General features: G+C 56.9%; 11 protein-coding genes. 8 read left to right on the top strand and 3 right to left on the bottom strand.

Going from position 1 to position 21,271, the window contains the following annotated elements:
• Nucleotides 1-25 precede the first annotated feature (25 nt).
• The gene (locus tag PSR63_RS23495; protein ID WP_274328117.1) at nt 26-1,456 is read left to right on the top strand and encodes a sulfatase family protein; all 1,431 of its coding nucleotides are present in this window, start codon (nt 26-28) and stop codon (nt 1,454-1,456) included.
• Between the two features lie 12 nt (nt 1,457-1,468).
• Here the strand turns inward: PSR63_RS23495 and PSR63_RS23490 are convergent, their stop codons facing one another.
• The gene (locus tag PSR63_RS23490) at nt 1,469-2,404 is read right to left on the bottom strand and encodes a GNAT family N-acetyltransferase (RefSeq protein WP_274328116.1); all 936 of its coding nucleotides are present in this window, start codon (nt 2,402-2,404) and stop codon (nt 1,469-1,471) included.
• A 232-nt stretch (nt 2,405-2,636) separates the two neighbouring features.
• On the opposite strand from PSR63_RS23490, the gene PSR63_RS23485 reads away from it, so the two are divergent.
• The 4 genes from PSR63_RS23485 to PSR63_RS23470 all read left to right on the top strand — a co-directional run bounded on the left by PSR63_RS23485 (nt 2,637) and on the right by PSR63_RS23470 (nt 14,679).
• Nucleotides 2,637-5,114, top strand: coding sequence for a PSD1 and planctomycete cytochrome C domain-containing protein (locus PSR63_RS23485; RefSeq protein WP_274328115.1), 2,478 nt, complete (start codon nt 2,637-2,639; stop codon nt 5,112-5,114).
• Between the two features lie 9 nt (nt 5,115-5,123).
• Nucleotides 5,124-6,530, top strand: coding sequence for a DUF1501 domain-containing protein (locus tag PSR63_RS23480; RefSeq protein ID WP_274328113.1), 1,407 nt, complete (start codon nt 5,124-5,126; stop codon nt 6,528-6,530).
• A 193-nt stretch (nt 6,531-6,723) separates the two neighbouring features.
• Nucleotides 6,724-10,767, top strand: coding sequence for a PVC-type heme-binding CxxCH protein (locus tag PSR63_RS23475; RefSeq protein ID WP_274328112.1), 4,044 nt, complete (start codon nt 6,724-6,726; stop codon nt 10,765-10,767).
• A gap of 153 nt (nt 10,768-10,920) precedes the next feature.
• Nucleotides 10,921-14,679 (top strand): family 16 glycoside hydrolase, encoded by a 3,759-nt coding sequence (locus tag PSR63_RS23470; protein ID WP_274328110.1) that lies wholly within the window; start codon nt 10,921-10,923, stop codon nt 14,677-14,679.
• A gap of 11 nt (nt 14,680-14,690) precedes the next feature.
• Here PSR63_RS23470 and PSR63_RS23465 read toward each other — a convergent pair whose 3' ends face one another.
• Both PSR63_RS23465 and PSR63_RS23460 read right to left on the bottom strand, forming a co-directional pair.
• Nucleotides 14,691-15,119, bottom strand: coding sequence for a hypothetical protein (locus PSR63_RS23465; RefSeq protein ID WP_274328108.1), 429 nt, complete (start codon nt 15,117-15,119; stop codon nt 14,691-14,693).
• Nucleotides 15,120-15,219: 100 nt separating this feature from the next.
• On the bottom strand, nt 15,220-16,149 hold the full coding sequence (locus PSR63_RS23460; protein WP_274328107.1) for a DUF1559 domain-containing protein: 930 nt from the start codon (nt 16,147-16,149) through the stop codon (nt 15,220-15,222).
• A 172-nt stretch (nt 16,150-16,321) separates the two neighbouring features.
• On the opposite strand from PSR63_RS23460, the gene PSR63_RS23455 reads away from it, so the two are divergent.
• From PSR63_RS23455 to PSR63_RS23445, 3 genes are read left to right on the top strand one after another with little or no spacing between them, the layout of a single operon-like run.
• A complete protein-coding gene (locus PSR63_RS23455) occupies nt 16,322-16,894 on the top strand; it encodes a sigma-70 family RNA polymerase sigma factor (RefSeq protein ID WP_274328106.1) in 573 nt (190 codons plus the stop codon).
• Nucleotides 16,894-18,357, top strand: a complete 1,464-nt coding sequence (locus PSR63_RS23450; RefSeq protein WP_274328105.1) for a CBM96 family carbohydrate-binding protein — start codon at nt 16,894-16,896, stop codon at nt 18,355-18,357. Before PSR63_RS23455 ends, PSR63_RS23450 begins: the two co-directional genes overlap by 1 nt.
• Before the next feature lie 2 nt (nt 18,358-18,359).
• Complete coding sequence (locus PSR63_RS23445) at nt 18,360-20,873, top strand: hypothetical protein (protein WP_274328104.1); 2,514 nt, start codon at nt 18,360-18,362, stop codon at nt 20,871-20,873.
• The last annotated feature ends 398 nt before the right edge of the window (nt 20,874-21,271 follow it).

Raw genomic sequence — 21,271 nt, 5'->3', positions numbered from 1 at the left:
ACCTTCCCTATCGACACACGTTCTTATGCACATCCTCCGCACGCTGGTACTGATTGCTGTCTCCTCGCTGAGCACGGCCGCCTGGGCAGCCGATCGCCCCAATATCGTCTGTATTATCGCCGATGACCTCAGTCCCGAGTTGGGCTGTTACGGTTACCAGGGCGTGAGCACGCCAAACATCGATCGCCTGGCGAGCGAAGGGCAGCGTTATACGGCGGCTTTTTCTACTGCGCCGGTCTGCTCGTCTTCGCGTTCTGCATTCATCACAGGCGTCTATCAAACGGCCACTGGGACACATCACCACCGGACGGAAGTCAAACGATCGCTGCCTGAGCCGATCGTTCCGATTCTTACGCTGCTGAAAGATGCCGGGTACTATCTGAGCAACAGCAACAACACGATGACCCGCGCCGGCAAAACCGACTATAACTTCACCACCGAAGGCAAACTGTTCGACGGCATCGACTGGTCGAAGCGCGCAAAAGGACAGCCCTTCTTCGCCCAGATTCAGATCCACGAACCTCACCGAGGCTTTGTTCAGGCGAAGGACATCACCCGCGCTGCGGATGTTGAGATCCCTCCGTATTATCCCGAACATCCGGTCATCCGCGCGGATTGGGCGAACTACCTTGCCAGCATCGAAACGCTCGATCAGCATGTCGGATCCGTTCTCAAACGGCTCGAGCAAGAAGGGGAACTCGATAACACGGTGATCTTCTTCTTTGGCGATCACGGGCGGCCACACTATCGTGACAAGCAGTGGCTTTATGACGGCGGTCTACGCGTGCCCCTTCTAGTACGCTGGCCAGGACATTTGCAGGCGGGCGTCGTCAAGAAGGAGATGGTCAGTCTGATCGATGTTAGCGCGGCGACCGTTGCCGCGGCCGGTCTCCCCGTGCCGAAGTGGATGGACGGGCAGAATTTCCTGGACAGTGACTTCCCAGGACGAGAAATGATCTTCGCAGCGCGGGATCGGTGCGGCGATGCCGTGGATCGGATTCGCTGTGTGCGAACCGATTCATTCAAGTACATTCGCAACGACTTCCCCGAGCGTCCCTACACCCAGACGAGCAGTTACAAAGACCTTCAGTATCCAGGGATGACGGTCGCGCGCGTGCTTAAGCAACGAGGCAAGCTCGAAGGACCACCAGCAGCTTTCTGGACCGATACTCGCCCGGCCGAAGAACTGTATGACCTGAATGCGGACCCGGACGAAACCAATAACGTGGCTGGTGACCCGAAGTACGCCAAGGTCTTGAATAGCCTTCGCAATGATCTTGACCAATGGATTGCTGATACAAACGACCAAGGGTATCAGCCGGAACCCAGTCTTCAGGAAACGCTGAAGGCCAGCCTACGATGGTCTGGCAAGGCGTACGATCGCCGCGGCATGTCGCGGGATGTCAATCCGGAAGAGTATCTCCAATGGTGGGAAAAAGAACTGGGCCTTAAGTAACGACGCCACGACCTAGCTGGTCTCGGGCATGAACGTGGGCATGACGATGCCGTCAGGCTTGGTCCACTTGCCGCGAACTTGCGAAAAGTGAAGTTCGCAGTTTCTCGCTCCCCAGCTGTACAGTTTCTGGACTAGTTGGCTCGCTTCGACCGGCACAAGCCATACCGGCGTTCGTCCGGCGTGATGTTCTAGTTCGCTGTAGATGAGCGCGGCGGCATCCTCCTGGGTGCGCATCGCCCCTGGACCTAACATGTTCGAGCCTGGGTGAAACACCGAAGCCAGAAAGCCATTTATGCCGCCGCTTGGATTCTCGATGACCGACATGTGCCACAGACCGGACTCGTTTTCCAGGAAGTGGCGGTAATCACCGCGGCGCCGGATGTGATGTAATTCTTCTTCGAGTGCGACGATGGCATCCAGGTCATCGATCGTGGCCTGGCGAACACATTCTAGTTTCTCAGGCGGTGCGCCTCTTTGAATTCCATCTTCGGGAACCTCCAGGTACATGTCCTGAAACGTTGCCCGGGGCACAAAACCGGCTCGATTGTAGAGCGAAAACGAATCGAGGTTCAAAGCACTCGACACCAAGCGGACTGGCCTATCATCCTTCTCGGCCAGATCAATAATGAACTGCAACAGCTTCCGCGCGATGCCTCCACCGAAATGATCGGGATGAACGTTCATGATTCCCAGCGACACATGGGTGGGACGAGGATGGTAGAAGCAGGATCCAGCGATCGTGCCGCTCTCGTCGCACTGGGCCACGACGCAGCATCCTGGATCGAGTGCTTCGTACACTTCACAAAAGACGCTCGCAACCGATACCTCGCCGGTGAAGATGGGTGGTCGGGCATGCGATTGATACCAGGCGTTCGTCGAATGATAAATCAACGACGTTACTTCGTTCTGATCGTCAATCGTCATCGATCGTATCGTGTAGCTCGACATGTTTCGTCCTGAACAGTGGCTCTCGGCTGACTGGAAAACTGCCGATATTCTGCAACGATTGCGACCTCGCTGCCACATCTTGGCTGGTCAGACACGATTTTTCGGCCAGAAAAGACTCGCGTAATTTCAGACAATCCATTAGAATGGCAATTCGGGCATTGCGGTATTATTCCCTGCCCCTCCTCCAATTTCTGTCGACTTCCCTCCTTCCCTATTCGAGTGTGGCTACCGTATGTCCCAGCTGCCTCATCATTTCATCCTCGTTCGACTCTGGACGGTTTGCGCGGCTATTGTCGCGTTTGGACTGCTGCACGCTTTGACGTTCGCAGCGGATGATGCATCGGTTCGCTTTGAGAAGGAAATCTATCCGCTTCTGCATAAGGCTTGCTTTGAATGCCACGGTGCCGATGCGCAAGAGGGCGGATTGCGCGTTGACGAGCGGACGGCGCTGTTCGATTCCGGCAGTATTGTGCCGGGGCATCCGGAAGATAGCGAACTCTTACGTCGCGTCACGTTGCCAAAGGGACATGACGAGATCATGCCTGCGGTGGGGGATCCCCTCTCGCCCGGTGAGGTCCGTTCTCTTCGCCGCTGGATTTCCGACGGGGCACCTTGGCCCGAAGGCTTCACTCCACCCAAGCACTGGGCGTACGTGAAACCAGATCGACCAAAACTTCCGCCGGTGAAGGAGAAGCAGTGGGCACAGTCGCCGATCGATCACTTCGTTCTTGCGAAGCTGGAATCGTTGGAACTGGAACCATCTCCGGCGGCGACCCCAGAGAAGCTGCTTCGCCGAGTTCACTTTGATTTGATTGGCCTCCCGCCGACGCCTGCGGAGGTAGATGCCTTCGTCGCCGATCCATCCCCCGAGCACTATCGTCAAATCGTCGACGAGCTTCTGGCACGTCCGCAATTTGGTGAACGCTGGGCACGCCCCTGGCTCGACCTGGCACGTTATGCCGACTCGCATGGATTCCAGCGCGACGACCTCCGCGATATCTGGGCGTATCGTGACTGGGTCATTCAAGCGATGAACGACGACCTGCCCTTCGATCGTTTTACGCTCGAGCAGATCGCTGGCGACCTGCTGCCCGATGCGACTGAGAAGACGCGGATTGCGACCGGCTTTCATCGCTGCGCCCCCACCAATGTCGAAGCAGGCTCCCTCCCCGAAGAAACCCGCACGGAACAAATCATCGACCGCGTGAACACGACCGGTGCCGTCTGGCTGGGCACCACACTCGAATGCTGTCAGTGCCACGACCACAAGTACGATCCTTTCCCCATGAAGGATTACTACCGAATGCTGGCCTTCTTCAACAGCACCAAGCGCGAGGCGGATCGTACCGATCCAAAGAAGCCAAGCTCGATTGCATTTCAGGGTCCCTCGATGGATCTGGCCGATCCCGAGCGAGCGCAGCGACGCAAACAGCTTCAGTCGAAACAGGCAGAAGTCAAGAAGCAGCAAACGGAGCGACGCGGCGAACTCGAAGCCGATTTGAAGACTTGGGTCACCAGCATTGAAGTCGATCAGATGAAATCAATGCCCGAACCAGTGAAGAAGGTGATCGCTAAAGGTCCCGAAAAGTGGACCGACAAAGAAGAGAAGACGCTACTCGATTTCTGCGTCGAACAAGACAGCTCGAGCCAGAAGCTTGATAAGCAACTCACCAAGATCCAGCGTGATCTGAAAGCGACTGAGCCTGACACGACGCTGGTGATGATCGAGCTTGAAGAAATGCGGCCGACGCACATCTTCGAACGTGGAAACTACCAGAGCCCTGGCGAGTTGGTTCAGCCCGGCACGCCGGAATCATTGCACCCGATGCCGGAAGGTCCTGCCAATCGACTGACCCTAGGGCGTTGGTTAGCGTCGCAGGAGAATCCACTGGTTGCCCGGGTGGTCGTCAATCGCTGGTGGGCCGAACTCTTCGGCCAGGGCATCGTCGCAACCGAAGAAGACTTTGGCATCAAAGGCGAACTGCCCACCCATCCCCAGTTGTTGGACTGGCTGGCGGTCGAGCTGATGGAGAACGGTTGGTCGCGGAAGCAACTGCTTCGCGAAATTGTCCTTTCCGCCACTTATCAGCAGTCCTCCAAGATGACCGAGAAGCTGCTGGAGGTCGATGACCAGAACAAGCTGCTTGCCCGTGGTCCTCGCCTGCGGATGGATGCTGAAATGATCCGGGACAACGCCCTGGCGATCTCAGGCCTGTTAAGCCTCAAGCAGTTTGGACCTCCGATTCGTCCTTACCAGCCCAATGGTATTTGGACCAAGGTGGGTGGTCAGAAGTACAACTACCAGGTCAGCCCCGGTAACGAGCAACATCGTCGCGGGATCTACGTGGTCCTGAAACGAGGGTCCCCTTATCCCAGCTTCCTGAATTTTGATGCGACGGCTCGTCTCGCATGTACCGTTCAGCGATCCCGGACGAACACGCCTCTGCAGGCCCTTACGCTGTTGAATGATCCCGTGTACGTCGAAGCGGCTACCGCGCTGGCCAAACGAGTCCAAACCGAAGCGAAAGACAAGCCGCTTGACCAGCAGTTGACGTACGCCTTCCAGCTATGCACCGCTCGTAAACCTAGCGATACGGAATTGGAAACCCTGCGCAACCTGTTTGAGCTTTACCCTGACGATGCCGACAAAGCGTGGTTCAACGTTTCGACCGCCTTGTTGAACCTGCACGAAACCATCACCAAGGACTAGCGTGACGCGATGAGCATTGAAAACAACCAATCCGCCATGACGCGCCGTGGGTTTCTGCAAAACTCAGGCATCGGATTTGGCAGCATCGCGCTTGCTTCGCTACTGCAACAGGAAAGTAGCGCCGGGACCTTTGCTCCGCACATGATGCCGCGAGCCAAGCATGTGATCTACCTGCACATGATTGGTGCCCCTTCGCAGTTGGATCTGTTCGAACCGAAGCCGGAGCTGGTCAAACGTCATAATCAGCCCTGCCCTGCGGAAGTCACCAAGGATCGCGACTTCGCTTTCATTGGCAAGACCTCCACGCTCGCCGGTTCCCCATTTAAATACACCCAGCATGGATCGAGCGGACACAGCTTTTCGGAGCTGCTGCCCAACCTGGCCGGTGTCTCGGATGAGATCGCGATGATCCATTCGATTCACACAGAAGAGATCAACCATGCCCCGGCGCAGATGTTCCTCCATTCCGGATTCGGACGGGGTGGTCGACCTAGTTTTGGGTCGTGGGTTTCCTATGGCCTTGGTTCCGAGAACGAAAACCTGCCAGGCTACATCGTCCTGCTAAGCGGCCCCAAGGGTGGTGCCGGTACAAGTCTGTGGTCGAGTGGTTTCCTGCCCAGTATTCACCAGGGCATCCAGTTCCGTTCGGAAGGAGACCCGGTCCTCTTCCTATCGAGCCCGAAGGATCACACCGCTAAGGACCGCCGCCACGTGTTGGACGCGGTATCGGACCTCAACCGGCAGCAGTTCGCTGCGACCGGCGATCCTGAGATTGAAACGCGGATCGAACAGTATGAGATGGCCTTCCGCATGCAGGCCTCGGTGCCGGACCTGATGAACCTGGAAGGGGAAACCAAGGAGACGCTCGCTCTGTACGGTGCTGAGCCAGGCAAAGCATCGTTTGCCAACAACTGTTTGCTTGCTCGGCGATTAGTTGAACGCGGCGTGCGATTGATCGAACTTTACGATGCCGACTGGGACCATCACAGCGGTCTCGACAAGCGTCTGCCAGCCAAGTGCAAACAAACCGATCGGCCGATTGCCGCGCTGATCACGGACCTCAAGCGACGAGGACTGCTGGACGATACGCTCATCGTGTGGGGTTCCGAGTTTGGCCGAACACCGCTTCGCCAAGGAGGCAGTACCAAAGGGACTTCCGTCGCAGGCCGCGACCACCATAAAGACGCGTTCACCATGTGGCTGGCCGGAGGCGGCGTGAAAGGTGGCGTTAGCCACGGTCGCACCGATGACTTCGGCATGGACATCGTTGAGAACGGCGTCCATGTTCACGACCTCAATGCGACCATTCTGCACCTCTTGGGCATCGATCACGAGCGGCTCACCTACCGCTACCAGGGTCGCGAATTCCGTTTGACCGATGTGCACGGGAATCTTATCCGCCCGATTCTTGCCTAAACGCCTGTGGCAAATTTCTCAGATCATTGGACATTATCTACAAGGAAACCACCTTCGGTTGGCTGGTAGACTAGACTGCCCTTGGCAGCCAGTCGTGGTTGTCATGGTTCACCTTACGGGGCACGAAGCCCTTGCCATGCCCTCCTAGTACCCTCCTCGCGTCTTGCCTTTTGCCCGACAAAGGATCCCGACCATGCGAACGATCGTGATCTCCGCCTGCGCTATCTGCTTTTTGAGTTGCCTCGCCACCAACCTATCTGCCGCCCCTCCGGAAGGTCATCTTCCGAAGGGAAATGATGGTCGGCAGTTAAACCTCGACTTCGAGACCGGCACGCTCCAGGACTGGACCGTCCAGGGCGAAGCATTCGAGCAGCAACCGATCGAGGGTGATACGGTCAGTCCCCGCCGCGGCGACATGAAGAGCCAGCACCAAGGCAAGTTCTGGATCGGCGGTTACGAACGCAAAGAAGACCAGCCGGTGGGCACGCTCACCTCGGCTGCTTTCCAGGTTACCCATCCGTGGGCCGCATTTCTGCACAACGGAGGCTCCGACGGAAAGACACGTGTTGAGTTGGTCAACGCAGAAGATGACAAGGTCTTCTATTCGACCGTCGGCGAGCAGCGTGAAAACATGCGACTGGTCGTGGTCGACTTGAAAAAGGTCGCCGGCAAGAAGATCTACATTCGCCTGGTCGATGAACATCGCGGCGGATGGGGACACTTGAACTTCGACAACTTTCGTTTCTACGACGAAGCACCCGCCAAGCCAAAGCCTCCTCGAAAGCCGCTGGTCGCCGACGATTACCCGCACGCAGGCCTATCGGCCGAAGAAGCGGCCGCGGCCATGCAGCTGCCGGAAGGGTTTTCGGCCATCGTGAGTGCCGCCGAGCCAGACGTTACACAGCCGATCGCCATGGCGGTGGACGATCGGGGACGGCTCTGGGTTGCGGAAGCATTTGAATACCCCCTGCGTGCCAAAGATGGACAAGGGCGTGATCGCATCCTGATCTTTGAAGACGACGACGGAGACGGCAAGTTCGATAGCCGAAAGGTCTTTTACGAGGGCCTGAATCTCGTGAGTGGCCTGGAAGTCGGATTCGGTGGGGTCTGGGTTGGTGCGGCCCCGTACCTTCTGTTCATTCCCGACCAGGACGGCGACGGTGTTCCCGATGGCGAGCCCAAGGTGCTTCTCGACGGTTGGGGATATCAGGACACGCACGAAACGTTAAACGCATTCATTTGGGGTCCCGATGGCTGGCTCTACGGTTGCCATGGGGTGTTTACGCATTCGAATGTTGGCAAGCCTGGGTCACCTGACTCGGAGCGACAACGGATCAACGCCGGCATCTGGCGCTATCATCCTCTGCGGCATGAGTTTGACGTCTTCTGTCACGGCACGAGCAACCCTTGGGGCGTTGACTTCAACGACTACGGCCAGGCGTTTGCCACCGCGTGTGTGATTCCGCACCTGTACCACATGATCCAAGGGGCACGGTACCAACGCCAGGCCGGTTCCCACTTCAATCCGCATACCTACAACGACATCAAGACTATCGCTGATCACCTCCATTACCTGGGGTCCACGCCACATAGCGGAAACAACAAGTCAGACGAGGCAGGCGGTGGGCATGCTCACGCCGGCGCGATGATCTACCTGGGCGATCGCTGGCCCAACCAATACCGCGGCCAGATCTTCATGAATAACATTCATGGACAGCGTCTGAATGTCGACATCCTGAAGCCCGAAGGCTCAGGCTACGTCGGTAGCCATGGACCAGACTTCCTGCTGACCCGTGATCGAGCTTCGCAGATCTTGAATATCCGCTACCTGCCGGATGGGAACGCCTACATGATCGACTGGTACGACATGCAGGCCTGTCACAGCCGAAACGCCGATGTTCACGATCGCAGCAACGGCCGCGTCTACAAGATCTGCTACGGCGAGAGTGAATCGGTCAAAGTGAACCTGCCTGGCAAGAGCGATCTGGAACTTGCAGAACTGACCCTGCATCCCAATGACTGGTACGTTCGCCACGCTCGAAAAGTGCTTCAGCACCGAACAAGTGGTGTCGATATCGCCCCGGATGCGATCGCTCGTCTGCAGGAGATCGCCGCTACGCATGCCGATCCGGCGCGGCGTTTGAGGGCCTACTGGGCATTGCACGCCATCGGCAAGCTCGACGCCAAGCAAATCGAGCAGATGACAGGCGATGCCGATGCTTACGTTCGCGCCTGGGCTTTTCAGTTGGCGCTAGAAACCGAACACCAGCCTTCCAAGTCACTTGAGCGAATTATGGTACGCATGGCGAAAGAAGATCCTTCGCCAGTCGTTCGGTTGTACCTGGCATCGGCAGCACAGCGAATGTCGCTTGACTCGCGCTGGAACCTGCTTTCGGCGCTGACCTCACACGCCGAAGATGCCCAGGACCATAACCTTCCGCTGATGTACTGGTACGCAGCCGAACCTCTGGCCGATGCTGAGCCTGAACGTGCGTTGGCATTGGGTTTGGCAGCGAGCCAGTCGATTCCGCAGCTGGGTCAGTTCATGCTTCGCCGCATCGGCAGTGGCGACTCAAAGAGTTCGCTGGCGACGCTCGTCAAAGGACTTTCCACCGTTGAAGATCCGGCCACCCAGCTCACATTTCTGAAAGCCATGCGAACGGCCCTGGCTGGCCAGCGAAAAGTTGCCATGCCTCCGGGATGGGAGAAAGTGGGCAGCAAGCTAATGTCTGGAAGCCATGGCGAGGTCGCCGTCGAAGCGACCGCGCTGGGCGTTACCTTTGGTGACGCGTCGGCCCTGAAGCGAATGCGTCAGCTCGCTCAAGACGAAAACGCCGACCAGCCAACGCGAACGGCGGCAATTGAAGCACTGCTTGCTGCCGCCGATCCGAATCTTCCGAGCACGCTTCAAGCGCTACTTAACAATCCTGTCTACCGTGAAACGGCACTGAAGGGACTCGCCCAGTACGATGATCCACAGACCGCAGACAAGGTACTGGCCGTTTATGGACAGATGTCCCCCACGGCCAAACGCCTGGCCCTGGCAACGTTGTGTTCGCGACCGGTCTACGGCAAAGCGTTGCTCGCGACAATCGCCAAGGGAGACATCCCGAATAGCGATTTAACGGCCGATCTGGTTCGCCAGTTGTCGAACCTGCAAGACAAAGAGATCGACGCACAGCTGGGTTCTGTCTGGGGTTCCATCCGAGACACACCGGAAGAGAAAGCCAAGCTGATCGAACAATACAAAAAGTTAGTCACTCAAAAGAATCAGCCCAAGGCCGATCTAGAATTTGGCCGCGCGATCTTTGCCAAGACCTGCCAGCGTTGTCACACGCTGTACGGTCTTGGGGGCAAGGTCGGTCCCGATCTGACCGGATCGAACCGTGCAAACCTCGACTATCTTCTCAGTAACATCGTTGATCCTAGTGCCGTGATGGCGAAGGAATATCAACCTTCGATCATCCTGTTAGATTCGGGTCGAGTTCTCACAGGCATCGTCCGCAAGGAAGACAACAAAACGGTCGTCCTGGAAACGGCTGAAGATGTGGTGACCCTTCCCAAGGAAGAAATTGAAGAGCGTCGACTTAGCGATAAGTCGATGATGCCCGATGACCAGTTGCGACCATTTTCCGAGCACGACGTCCGTTCGCTGATCGCCTATCTGCAAGGAAAGGGTCAAACGGCCCTTTTGGCAACGCCCGAGAACGCGGTCGAACTTTTCAACGGAACCGATCTGCAAGGCTGGTCCGGTGACCCCGCGTTGTGGTCCGTTGAAGAGGGTGAGATTGTCGGCAAGACGACGAAAGGGATTCCCAAGAACAGCTTCCTGATCAGTGACCTAAGCGCCGAGAACTTTCGCCTGACGATGGAGGTTCGTCTCGTGAAGAACGAAGGAAACAGCGGCGTGCAGTTCCGCAGCCAACCGCTGGACGGCGGCTCGGTCAAAGGATACCAGGCCGATATCGGGGCCGGTTGGTGGGGCAAGCTGTATGAAGAGCACGGTCGCGGTCTGCTTTGGGAGAAGTCAGGCGAAGCGCACTTGAAACCAGATCAGTGGAACACCTATGAAATCGTTGCCCAAGGCTCTGATATCAAGACACTGCTCAATGGTCAACCGTGTGTGCAGCTACACGACGACCAGGGGGCCAAGCGTGGTGTCTTCGCGTTGCAACTTCACTCCGGAGGTCCCACCGAGGTCCGATTCCGCAATTTGAAGTTGGAAATTCTGCCCTAAAATGCCTTCGGGCTCCTTCTCCTTCTGAAAAACTGCCTCGCTGGTGCACCTTCAACTTGCCAGCGAGGTAAGATAAAGCATACGCTATGCGGTTCTCAGGCTTGCCTGCGCGACCTTCCTACCCGTTTATCTCTCCTCCCAGAAACAACATCCATGACGACATTCTATTGCCGCCTGTTTCTTTCCCTGACGTTTGCCGTGGCCCTGGTAACTTCTTCGCATGCGGCGGAAGAGCAGTTCCAGGTCTTGTTCAACGGCAAGGACCTTTCCGGTTGGAAAGGACATGACCAGTTCTGGTCAGTCCAAGACGGAACGATCGTCGGTGAGACGACTTCCGAGAACCCAACCAAGGGCAACACGTTCCTCGTGTGGCAAGGCGCCGACGTGGGCGACTTAGAGTTTCGCTGCAAGGTCCGTTTCCAGGGCAACAACTCGGGCGTCCAGTACCGAAGCGAAATTGCCGATGCGGATAACTATGTCCTCAAAGGATATCAGGCCGACCTGCATCCTAAGCAGGAATACTTCGGCATGCTCTACGGTGAGAAAACAGGCCGGGGCATCATTGCTACTCGCGGACAGCAGGTAGTGATCGACGCTGACGGCAAGAAGGAAGTCACCGGCCAGGTCGGCGATGGCACCCAACTGATCGACGATGAGTGGAACGACCTGCGAATTGTCGCTGTCGGTAATCGTCTTATCCATCAAGTCAATGGCGTCACCACGGTCGATATCACCGACGGAAGCAAAGATGCGATGCTCAAAGGTGCCCTTGGTTTGCAGCTGCATGCCGGGGCTCCGATGAAGGTCGAATTCCGCAACGTTCTTCTTCGCGAACTCAAAGGAGACGAAGCCAAGGCCGTCCTCTCCGATGCCATCGCCACCGGCACACCCAGCGAGAAGACCGCATCCGATACACCAACCGATTTGGCTCCCCAGTCCAACGAAGCATGGCTCAAAGCCAAGCCCGTCGCCAAGTGGATCTGGGCACAGGAATCCCCAGACGGTCACAAGCTTAACTTGCGTAAGTCGTTCGAGATTGGCGGCGACGTGAAAGTGGCTCGTCTGTATGCCACGTGTGACAACAGCATGAAGCTGTTCCTGAACGGCAAGGCCGTCAAGAGTAGCCCCAAATGGGAATCGCCGATCGAGCTCAACGTCGCCAAGTCGCTCAAGCCTGGCAAGAACGTTCTGGCAGTTGCCGGAGAGAACGAAGGTGGCGTAGCGGCGTTGGTGCTGAAGCTTGTCGTGGAGCTTGCCGACGGCACCAAGCAATCGATCGTCACCGACGAGAGCTGGAAGATCAGCGACGCCAAAGCAGCTGGCTGGGAGCAGGTCGCTTTCGACGACTCCAGCTGGAAAAAGCCCACCATCAAAGGAACGTTAGGCGATGGCCCTTGGGGCATTCCCAATTACACTTCGCAACCGCAACAGAGTGGATCAAAGGATCCCCTGGACCCGAAGAACATTTTGACCGCACCAGGATTCGCCGTCGATCACATCTACACGGTCCCTAAGGAACAAGGCAGTTGGGTTTCGCTCACCGTTGATCCGAAGGGTCGTTTTTACGCTTGCGATCAAGGCGGAGCTGGCCTGTACCGAATCACCGTTCGCGGAAACGAACAACCGCTGATCGAGCCGGTCTCGGTCGATGCCCTCAAGTCGATCTCGGGTATCCAAGGGATGATCTGGGCCTTCGATAGCTTGTGGGTCCACCGCAACGGTGGGCACCTCTATCGCTTGACCGACACCAACGGCGACGACAAGCTCGACACAGCCGAGGAAATCCCCGGCGGAACAGGCGGCGGCGAGCACGGCAACCACGCGGTGATCGTGACCGAAGATGGACGTGAACTCTATCTCGACGGCGGTAACCATGCAGCACTGGCCGAACACAAAAAGTCGCACGTCGCGACTTGGGACGAAGATTTGCTCCTGCCACGGATGTGGGATGCCAACGGACATGCTCGCGGTCGACTCGCCCCAGGCGGTTGGGTCACACGTCTGAATCCCGAAACGAAAGAACAAACCGTCTACACGATTGGATTCCGTAATCAGTACGACATCGACAGGAACCGCTTCGGCGACGTCTTCACCTACGACGCCGACATGGAGTGGGACTTGGGTCTGCCGTGGTACCGACCTACCCGTATCTGCCATGTGGCCAGTGGTGCCGACTACGGCTGGCGTAGTGGTTCCGGCAAGTGGCCAGCGTACTACGAAGACAGCCTTCCACCGGTTGTCGATATCGGCCCTGGTTCCCCGACGGGTGTTGTAAGTGGCAAGGGAACTGCTTTCCCGACTCGCTACCAAGATGCCCTTTACGCCCTCGACTGGACGTTCGGCACGATTTACGCGATTCACATGAAACCGCACGGAGCCGGCTACAAAGGCGAGGCCGAACCGTTCACCTTTGGTTCGCCTCTTCCTGTGACGGATGCGATCGTCGGCAACGATGGTGCTTTGTACTTCACGATCGGTGGTCGTGGCACCCAGTCGGCCATGTTCCGCGTTCGCTACATCGGTGATGAATCGTTGGACGCTCCTACCGAAGTCGATCCGGCCGCGGCCGAAGCCCGCATGAAGCGACGTCACTTGGAAGCGTTCCACGGAACGAAAGCTCCGGCAGCCGTCGAGTTTGCCTGGCCGTTTCTTTCCAGCGAAGACCGCTTCCTGAGAAATGCCGCGCGAGCTGCGATTGAAAGCCAACCAGTCGACACGTGGGCGGATGCGGTGTTCACCGAACAAGACCCACAAGCACACGTGACGGCAGCGGTTGCGTTGGCACGTATGGGCAGCGAAGATCATCGCGCCGCTCAATTGGCAAGCCTCGCCAAGATGGATGCCAAGTCGTTGGACAAGGGTCAGCTCCTTGGTCTGCTGCGTGCCTATGCTCTTACCTTCATTCGGCTGGGTGCTCCGACCGAGTCGGAACGAACCCAGGTTATCGCCCAGCTCGATCCGCTGCTTCCCAGCAAGGATGCAGACATCAACACGGAACTCATTCGTGTCCTCACGTATCTGCGTGCCAACAGCGTGGTGGCTAAGACCATGACACTGATCGAGCAGCGTTCGACTCCCGAGACCCCTGATTGGTCGACGCTTGCCTCACGCAACGCCCGGTACGGCGGTACGGTGAATGCCCTGCTGAACAACCATCCTCCGACTCGCGAACTTGGTTACGCATTCATCCTGCGTAACATGCGTAGCGGTTGGACGATTGATCAGCGCAAGGCTTACTTCACCTTCCTGAACGAAGCGGCCAAGGCCTCCGGCGGTGCCAGCTACCCAGGCTACCTCACGCGTATTCGTGACGAAGCACTGGGCAACTGCAGCGACGCCGAGCGCAAAGCCCTCGAAGGCATCACCGGAGAAGACTTCAACCCGGTTCCCGATTTCCCGATCGCCAAGATCGAGGGCCCCGGTAAGGAGTACACGCTCGATTCGGCCATGGCAGCTGTTCGTGGCAAGCCTGACTTTGAGCGTGGCCGCTCGCTCTTCTTCAGTTCCACGTGCGGCAAGTGCCATCGCCTCGGAACCCTTGGCGGCAGCATCGGACCGGACCTGACCAGTATTCCTCACAAGTTCGACCAGCGTTACCTGGTCGAAGCGATCGTCGACCCGAGTAAGAATATCTCGGATCAATACGGATCGTCGGTGGTGCTGCTGGATAGCGGTCGTGTGGTGACTGGGCTGGTCGTCGAAAACGACGACGAAGTTACCATCTACCCGAACGAGCCGAATGCCGAGCCTGTGAAGGTCTCGAAGGAAGAAATCGAAGACGTTCAACCGTCTCCTGTTTCGCAAATGCCTAAGGACCTGCTCAACCCGCTGAGCCCCGAAGAAGTTCGCGACCTGGTGAACTACTTGATGGCATCTGGTAATCCCAACGACAAGCGATACCGCGGCAAATAATCGCTTGCCAATCAGACCTTACCACGCGATCCGCCGGCACTCGGCTTGCGGGTCGCGGTGGCAGGGATATCAAAATCATTCTGCGTATCTGCGTCTGGCAGGTTCACGTCGGTCTCGTACGGATCGAACAGCGCGCTACCCATGGGTAGTTCGTTCGCTGGATTTGTCTTTCCGTCATATCCTTGAATGACGACGTGATGCGGTCCGCCCGTTGGCCCTTGGCCTCCTTCTGCCGTATCGAACTTGCCGTCACGAATCTCGGCGTAGCCACCAGGCCCCGTGTTGCCCGGGGAAGGCGTCAGCATGATCGTGCCGGCCGGCACAGGCTTGCCGTCAAATGTCACCGTTCCCTGGATGTCGAATCGCTGAACATCCGACGAATCTTGGCAACCGCAAAAGACGGCAAGTGAGAGCACAGCGATCGAGAAACGAATATTCATTGTCGTTGGGTCTAGAAAAGCATCGAATGGGTAGATGGATTGCTCGACAAGCATGATGCACTTGCCGAGCCTCCGACAAAAGCGGCGCGGTTATCGCAAGCTAGTTCCGCACGACAGGCTCACCGCCATCGCGACTGGCGTTGGAGAGCAGCACACCGAAATCGATCGTTTCAGGTAGAAACGCAACCGAGCCGTCGACATTCAGGAACATGGCTCCGCCCGGGTGCTCGCTGCCGAATGAGATATCATTGAACTGGGTGACGTGCTGCGAGTTGATCGGGTAGGCCAAGTTCTTCACGCCAGATGCCCAGCATCCACCGCCTGTCCCTGCCGAGCCGCGTGTCCAGGGACGGTAACGAGCAAAGTCGGTCCCACCAGAGGGCTTCGCCCATGACTTCTCACCCACCATCACGGTGTTGGAAGTTCCATCGGTCACATCTCGGAAAGCTCGATTCTGATTCGTGCGAAGCATGCCTTGATCGGAAAGACCGCCATGGGAGCTGACCGGGCAGGTCCCACCGGTGGAAGAATAGTTTCCGACATAGGCGCTGCTGGAAGTAGGGTTCGTCCCCTTAGGCCCCATCACGCCGTAGTAGTGCGTCGTGTATTTATCGGTGTGTGCCGAGTCCGTGGCATTTTCGATACTGCCGCTCGGGCAAAGATAACCATCAACGCGGTTGGTGGCGTGTTGCACCTTGTTGGTCTGGGCATATCCACCGGTCGTAAAGGCAAACTGGTCATAGAGTGCCGGCTGCTCCATGAATGGAAGAATCGACACGTGCCAACTCAGCTCGGTCTCTTGGTGCCCCCCGGATGGCAGTTTTCCGAAGGTATCGTGGTAGTTATGCAGGGCAAGTCCCAACTGCTTCAGGTTATTACTGCACTGCATTCGCCGCGCGGCTTCACGTGCCTGCTGCACGGCCGGCAAAAGCAAGGCAATCAGCACACCAATAATTGCGATCACCACAAGTAGCTCAACGAGCGTGAACCCTTGGTGTTTCCCGTGGGACAAGTCCATTCGAAGCGTCATGAAATCACTCCACCATGTAGAAAAGATGAGAAGAAAATGAGGAATATTGCCTCTCCTCTAACGGGAAAGAGCACTTCTACGCAGAATTGGACATTCCTCCGCAGTTTTTTCTGACGAAGTTTTTCTGTCCAAAATCGGCGTGTTAGGCTCTAACCATTAGGAGACCCAATTCATGCCTGATTCCGACGATCCACTCGAAAGCCAAATGCCTGCCCCCGCCAGCCGTCCCAATGGTCGGGACGAGGAGTTTGTGCAGCTGTTTACGCTGAATCAGCATCGAATCTATATCTACCTGGTGAGCCTGGTCCACGATCAGAACGCCGCCGACGATATCTTCCAAGAGACGATGCTGGTTCTATGGCGCGAGTTTGAGCGGTTCGAGCCGGGCACCAACTTCATGGCCTGGTCTTGCACCGTGGCCCTAAATCAAGTCCGCGCCTGGCGCAAGAAGCAACAGCGCGATCGACTCCAGTTTTCTGATGAGTTTCTCGATGCCCTCAGCCAGGAACTCGATTCCAGTGCGGACTACCTCCAGCAACGGTACGACATGCTGCGTGACTGTATCGCCAAGCTTCCGCAACATCATCGTCAGCTGATTGCCTACCGTTACTCGTCTGGTCACGCAATCGACGAGATCGCCGAGCAGACCCAACGCAGTATCGACGCCGTTTATCGCCTGCTGAGTCGCATACGACGCAGTCTGCAGGAATGCGTTACCGATCAACTTAGCCTTGAGGACGCGTGATGAACGCCCCAGAACACCTAGAAGAGTTCCGCGAGTTGTGCGAAAAGCTTCTCGAAGGCCGCATCACAGCCGAAGAGATGACGCGACTGGAGATGCTGTTCCTTTCTTCGCAACCGCTCCGGCGCGAGTTCGTCGAGCTTTCACACTTGCATGCCTCTTTGGCTTCGATGGCTCGCAAAGCGGGTTGGCAGGCCATCCTGGATGGTGAGGCTCCACTTGCTGCGAAGCAATCCGCCGAGCCGGCCACTCCCTCACGAGCGGCTGGCAACAAAACGCGAATCTGGACCGCGGTCGCGGCGACGTTGGCCTTGGCACTTTCACTAATGATGATCCTTCGCCCCGGTCCCGAGCCTCCCAAGAACCTGACCTTCGCAACCATTTCCACCACCGATGGAAGCCGGTGGGTCTCGGCTTCCATTCCTACGGCCAACGACACCCGCATCGGATCGGGACGTGTTCAGCTTTCCGATGGCATCGCCAAGTTTGTCTTCGATAACGGTGCCAAGGTCGAGATTGAAGGGCCTGCCGATTTCGAGATCTTCGATGACATGCACTGCCAGCTATACAACGGAAAGCTGGTCGCCACGATGAGCCCAACCTCGCAAGGTTTTTCGATTGAAACCCCCGATGCGTTGCTCATCGATCAAGGGACCAGTTTCGGTGTGAATGTGACCGACCAAGGCAAGTCGAGCCTGCAAGTCTTTGACGGCCTGGTTGATATCGAACATCACAGCAGCGGCACCAAGCTTTCGATTCGCGAGCAGGAAGCTGCGGAGATCTCGGAAGAAGGGGTCGCGAAGTATGCCAATTTCACAGAAGCATTTCGCAGCGGATTCAGCCAGAGGGACACCGAAGAGGAACGTCGCCAGGTCCAACTCACCACCGCCACTGGGGCCGGCCAAGACCAATGGATTATTCGCGATCCAAACGAACGCTATGGTCCGGACGACTTACTGATGATCAAGCTCGCCAAACGCGACTACAAGGAGTTCGATCGCAAGATCTATCTTCAGTTTGATCTGACGAAAATCGATCTCACGCGGATCGAAGAGGCTTCGCTAACGATGACCGCCTCGCCGACCGGTATTGGCTATGCGTCGCGGATGCCCGATGCCACCTTCGAGGTCTTCGCCCTGATCGATGACAGCCTCGATGATTGGGGCATGGACAATCTGACTTGGGAGAACGCACCGGCCAACGTACCGGAAGGTGACCAACTGGACGACATCAAGACCCAATCCTTGGGAACATTTACTATACCGCGCGGGCAAAAACAGGGCACCTATTCGCTCTCAGGCGCACCACTACTGGATCTCATTAAATCAGACGCGAACCGCCAAGTTACCCTGATTATTGTCCCCAAAACGCGCGAAGCCATCAGCGGAGCGCTTGTCCACGGTTTTGCTGCCGGCAACCACTTAAGCTTGCCCCCACCTACCCTTCGACTCATCATGGAGAAATAGGCTTGTCCATTTTCAAGTTCCCACCTAACGTGATCGGCAATATGATTCATCTACGACCTACCTTCCTCGCGGTATTCCTATCGGTTGGTCTATGCAGCAGTCTGCTGGCCGACGAACAGAAGACCGAGGCCAAACCGCGTAGTATCAGCGGTATTTATCCCCACTTGGCGTACTGGAACGATCACGGCGAGTGCGGAACCGGGGCCGTTGTGCCGTGGGCAGGCAAGCTGTGGGTCATCACCTACGGGCCGCACTACCCGAAAGGTTCTTCGGACCAACTCTATTCCATCACGCCAGACATGCAGATCGAAGCCTTCGAAGGCAGCGTGGGGGGTACTCCGGCCAATCGCATGATTCATAAGGAGACCAATCAACTTCTAATTGGCCCCTATGTGATCGACGAGAAATCCAATATTCGGGTCATCACTCCTGAAGCCATGCCTGGTCGACTGACCGGCAATGCTCGGCACTTGTTCGATCCGGCTGGTAAGGTCTATTACGCAACCATGGAAGAAGGCTTCTATGAAGTCGATATGAAGACGCTCGAAGTGACCGAACTCTTCCAAGACGATCAGTCGCACGGCAAGAAGGTCGGACCGGACCCAACTGCCCACAAGGTACCCTTCGCCGCATTGCCTGGGTATCACGGCAAAGGTCTGTACTCGGGACAGCATCGTTTGATCTATGCCAACAACGGCGAAGCTTCGGGACTCGCCCGATCTCGTCCCGACATCCCTTCCGGCTGCCTGGCCCAGTGGGACGGCAAGAGCAAAACGTGGCAGGTCATTCGCCGCAATCAGTTTACCGATGTCCGCGGTCCTGGCGACCTGCTCGGCAATCCCAATCCCGAGACCGATCCCGTTTGGGCGATCGGCTGGGATCACCGTTCGCTGCTGCTGATGCTGCTAGACGAAGACAAATGGACTACTTACCGCCTTCCCAAAGCTTCGCATTGTTACGACGGTGCCCACGGCTGGAACACCGAATGGCCTCGAATTCACGATATTGGCGAAGAAGACTTCGCCATGAACATGCACGGTATGTTTTGGCACTTCCCCAAAACGTTTACGCGGGCCAATTCCGCAGGCATTGCTCCACGTTCGACCTACTTGAAAGTGATCGGCGACTACTGCCGCTGGAACGATCAGCTTGTCTTCGGTTGCGATGACGCTGCTCAAAGTGAGTTCCTGAATACCCGCCGCGCAAAAGGCAAAGTAGCCGGGCCAGGTCAATCGCACTCGAACCTGTGGTTCACCTCGACCGACATCCTTGACAAGTTGGGGGTACCCATCGGCCGCGGCAGCGTTTGGCTGAACGACAAAGTGCAGTCAGGCGTAGCATCCGATCCTTATCTCTTCTCAGGCTTCCAGCGACGTAGCCTCTGCCTGTTCCATGACTCGAAGACGCCGGTGACTTTCAGCCTGGAAGTTGACCGCGATGGTAACGATCAATGGACCGAATTGACGACCATTACGGTGCCTGCCGGTGAAACCATCTGGCATGCGTTCCCCCAAGATGAAGCGGGCGTCTGGCTGCGTGTTGCCGCCGATCAAAACTGCTCGGCGACGGCTCAGTTTCATTACGCCAATGAAGATGTCCGAGACTCGGAAGCCGCAGCAATCTTTCAAGGTCTACGAAAACCGGGCTCGAAGCGTTATTCGGAAGGTGTCGTACGTGTCCGCGGAAATCGCCTGCAAACGATGTCGTTTGCGGCCACCCAAATCGTCGATGGCAAGCCGATCCATGAAGGCCTTTACGAGTTGGACGCCGACCTGAATCTTACCGACATCAAAGATCGAACCGCCTTCGAGTGGACGCACGACAACACCCCGATTCCGGAAGGGGTTCTGACGTTTGACGAGGCGTCGATTCTTTACGTCGACGACGAAGGAAATCGCTGGCGTCTGCCCAGAAGCACTGAAACGGACATCACCGAGTTTGGTCCACTGCGAATCTCGCGGGAAGTGGCTACCGAACGCGATCTGTTTAACTGCGGTGGCACGTTCTACGAACTGCCTGCCCGCAACGCGGATGGCATTGCCAAGATTCGTCCGGTGTGCAGTCACCCATTCGCAATCAACGACTATTGCAGCTACCGTGGGATGATGATCTTGACGGGTGTCGATGCCGACGCCACCGGCGAGCATATCATTCGCTCGGATGATGGCCGCGTCGCGGTCTGGGCAGGCGTGATCGACGATCTGTGGAAGCTCGGCAAGCCGGTTGGCGCCGGAGGCCCTTGGAAGAACAGCCAGGTCGCCGGTGGTACGCCTTCCGATCCTTACCTGATGACCGGGTATGATAAGAAAACTTTGTCTGTTTCCACCGATGCCGCAACCGACATCACGGTCGAAGTCGACATCGACGGTACCGGCACCTGGCGAACCTACAAGACGCTGAGTCTTGGTGAGGGAGAAAGCAAGTCTCTTGCCTTCCCCGAGGAGTTTCAGGCCTACTGGGTGCGTCTGGTTTCATCCAACGACGCGACCGTCACCGGTCAATTAACCTACCAGTAGCTGTCCATTCTTGAGCTAATACGCCAGCGGCCTTCCCGGTAGTGCCGCTGGCGATTGGCTCAATCTCTCTTCACTCATCTTCGGCGGCATTCGGGTCGCCAACCGGGCGAAGTCACGCTCTTCTGCTCTGCCCAATCGTATTGCGGATAGGTTCGACGTTGTGTTAGGTGGCAAAGACCTGGCGGAATTCGCCGAATCCGCAACCGACAAATAGTAGCTCATTGGCACAACCTACCAGGATTGGCCCAGCATCGTAATCGTTCGCAGCATCTCACCGAACTATCTACCGAACTATTGGTTTGTCTGTAAAAGATTAGAACAAAAGTCTTTTCGCGAGATTTCGCTTTCTTAGAATAGAGGGGTAGGCGGAGCTGCCCCATTTGCCAGTTTCGCTTCCC

The organism is Bremerella sp. P1, assembly GCF_028748185.1.
In the GTDB taxonomy this organism is placed as follows: Bacteria; Planctomycetota; Planctomycetia; order Pirellulales; family Pirellulaceae; genus Bremerella.
This window is presented reverse-complemented; position numbering and strand designations above follow the sequence as displayed.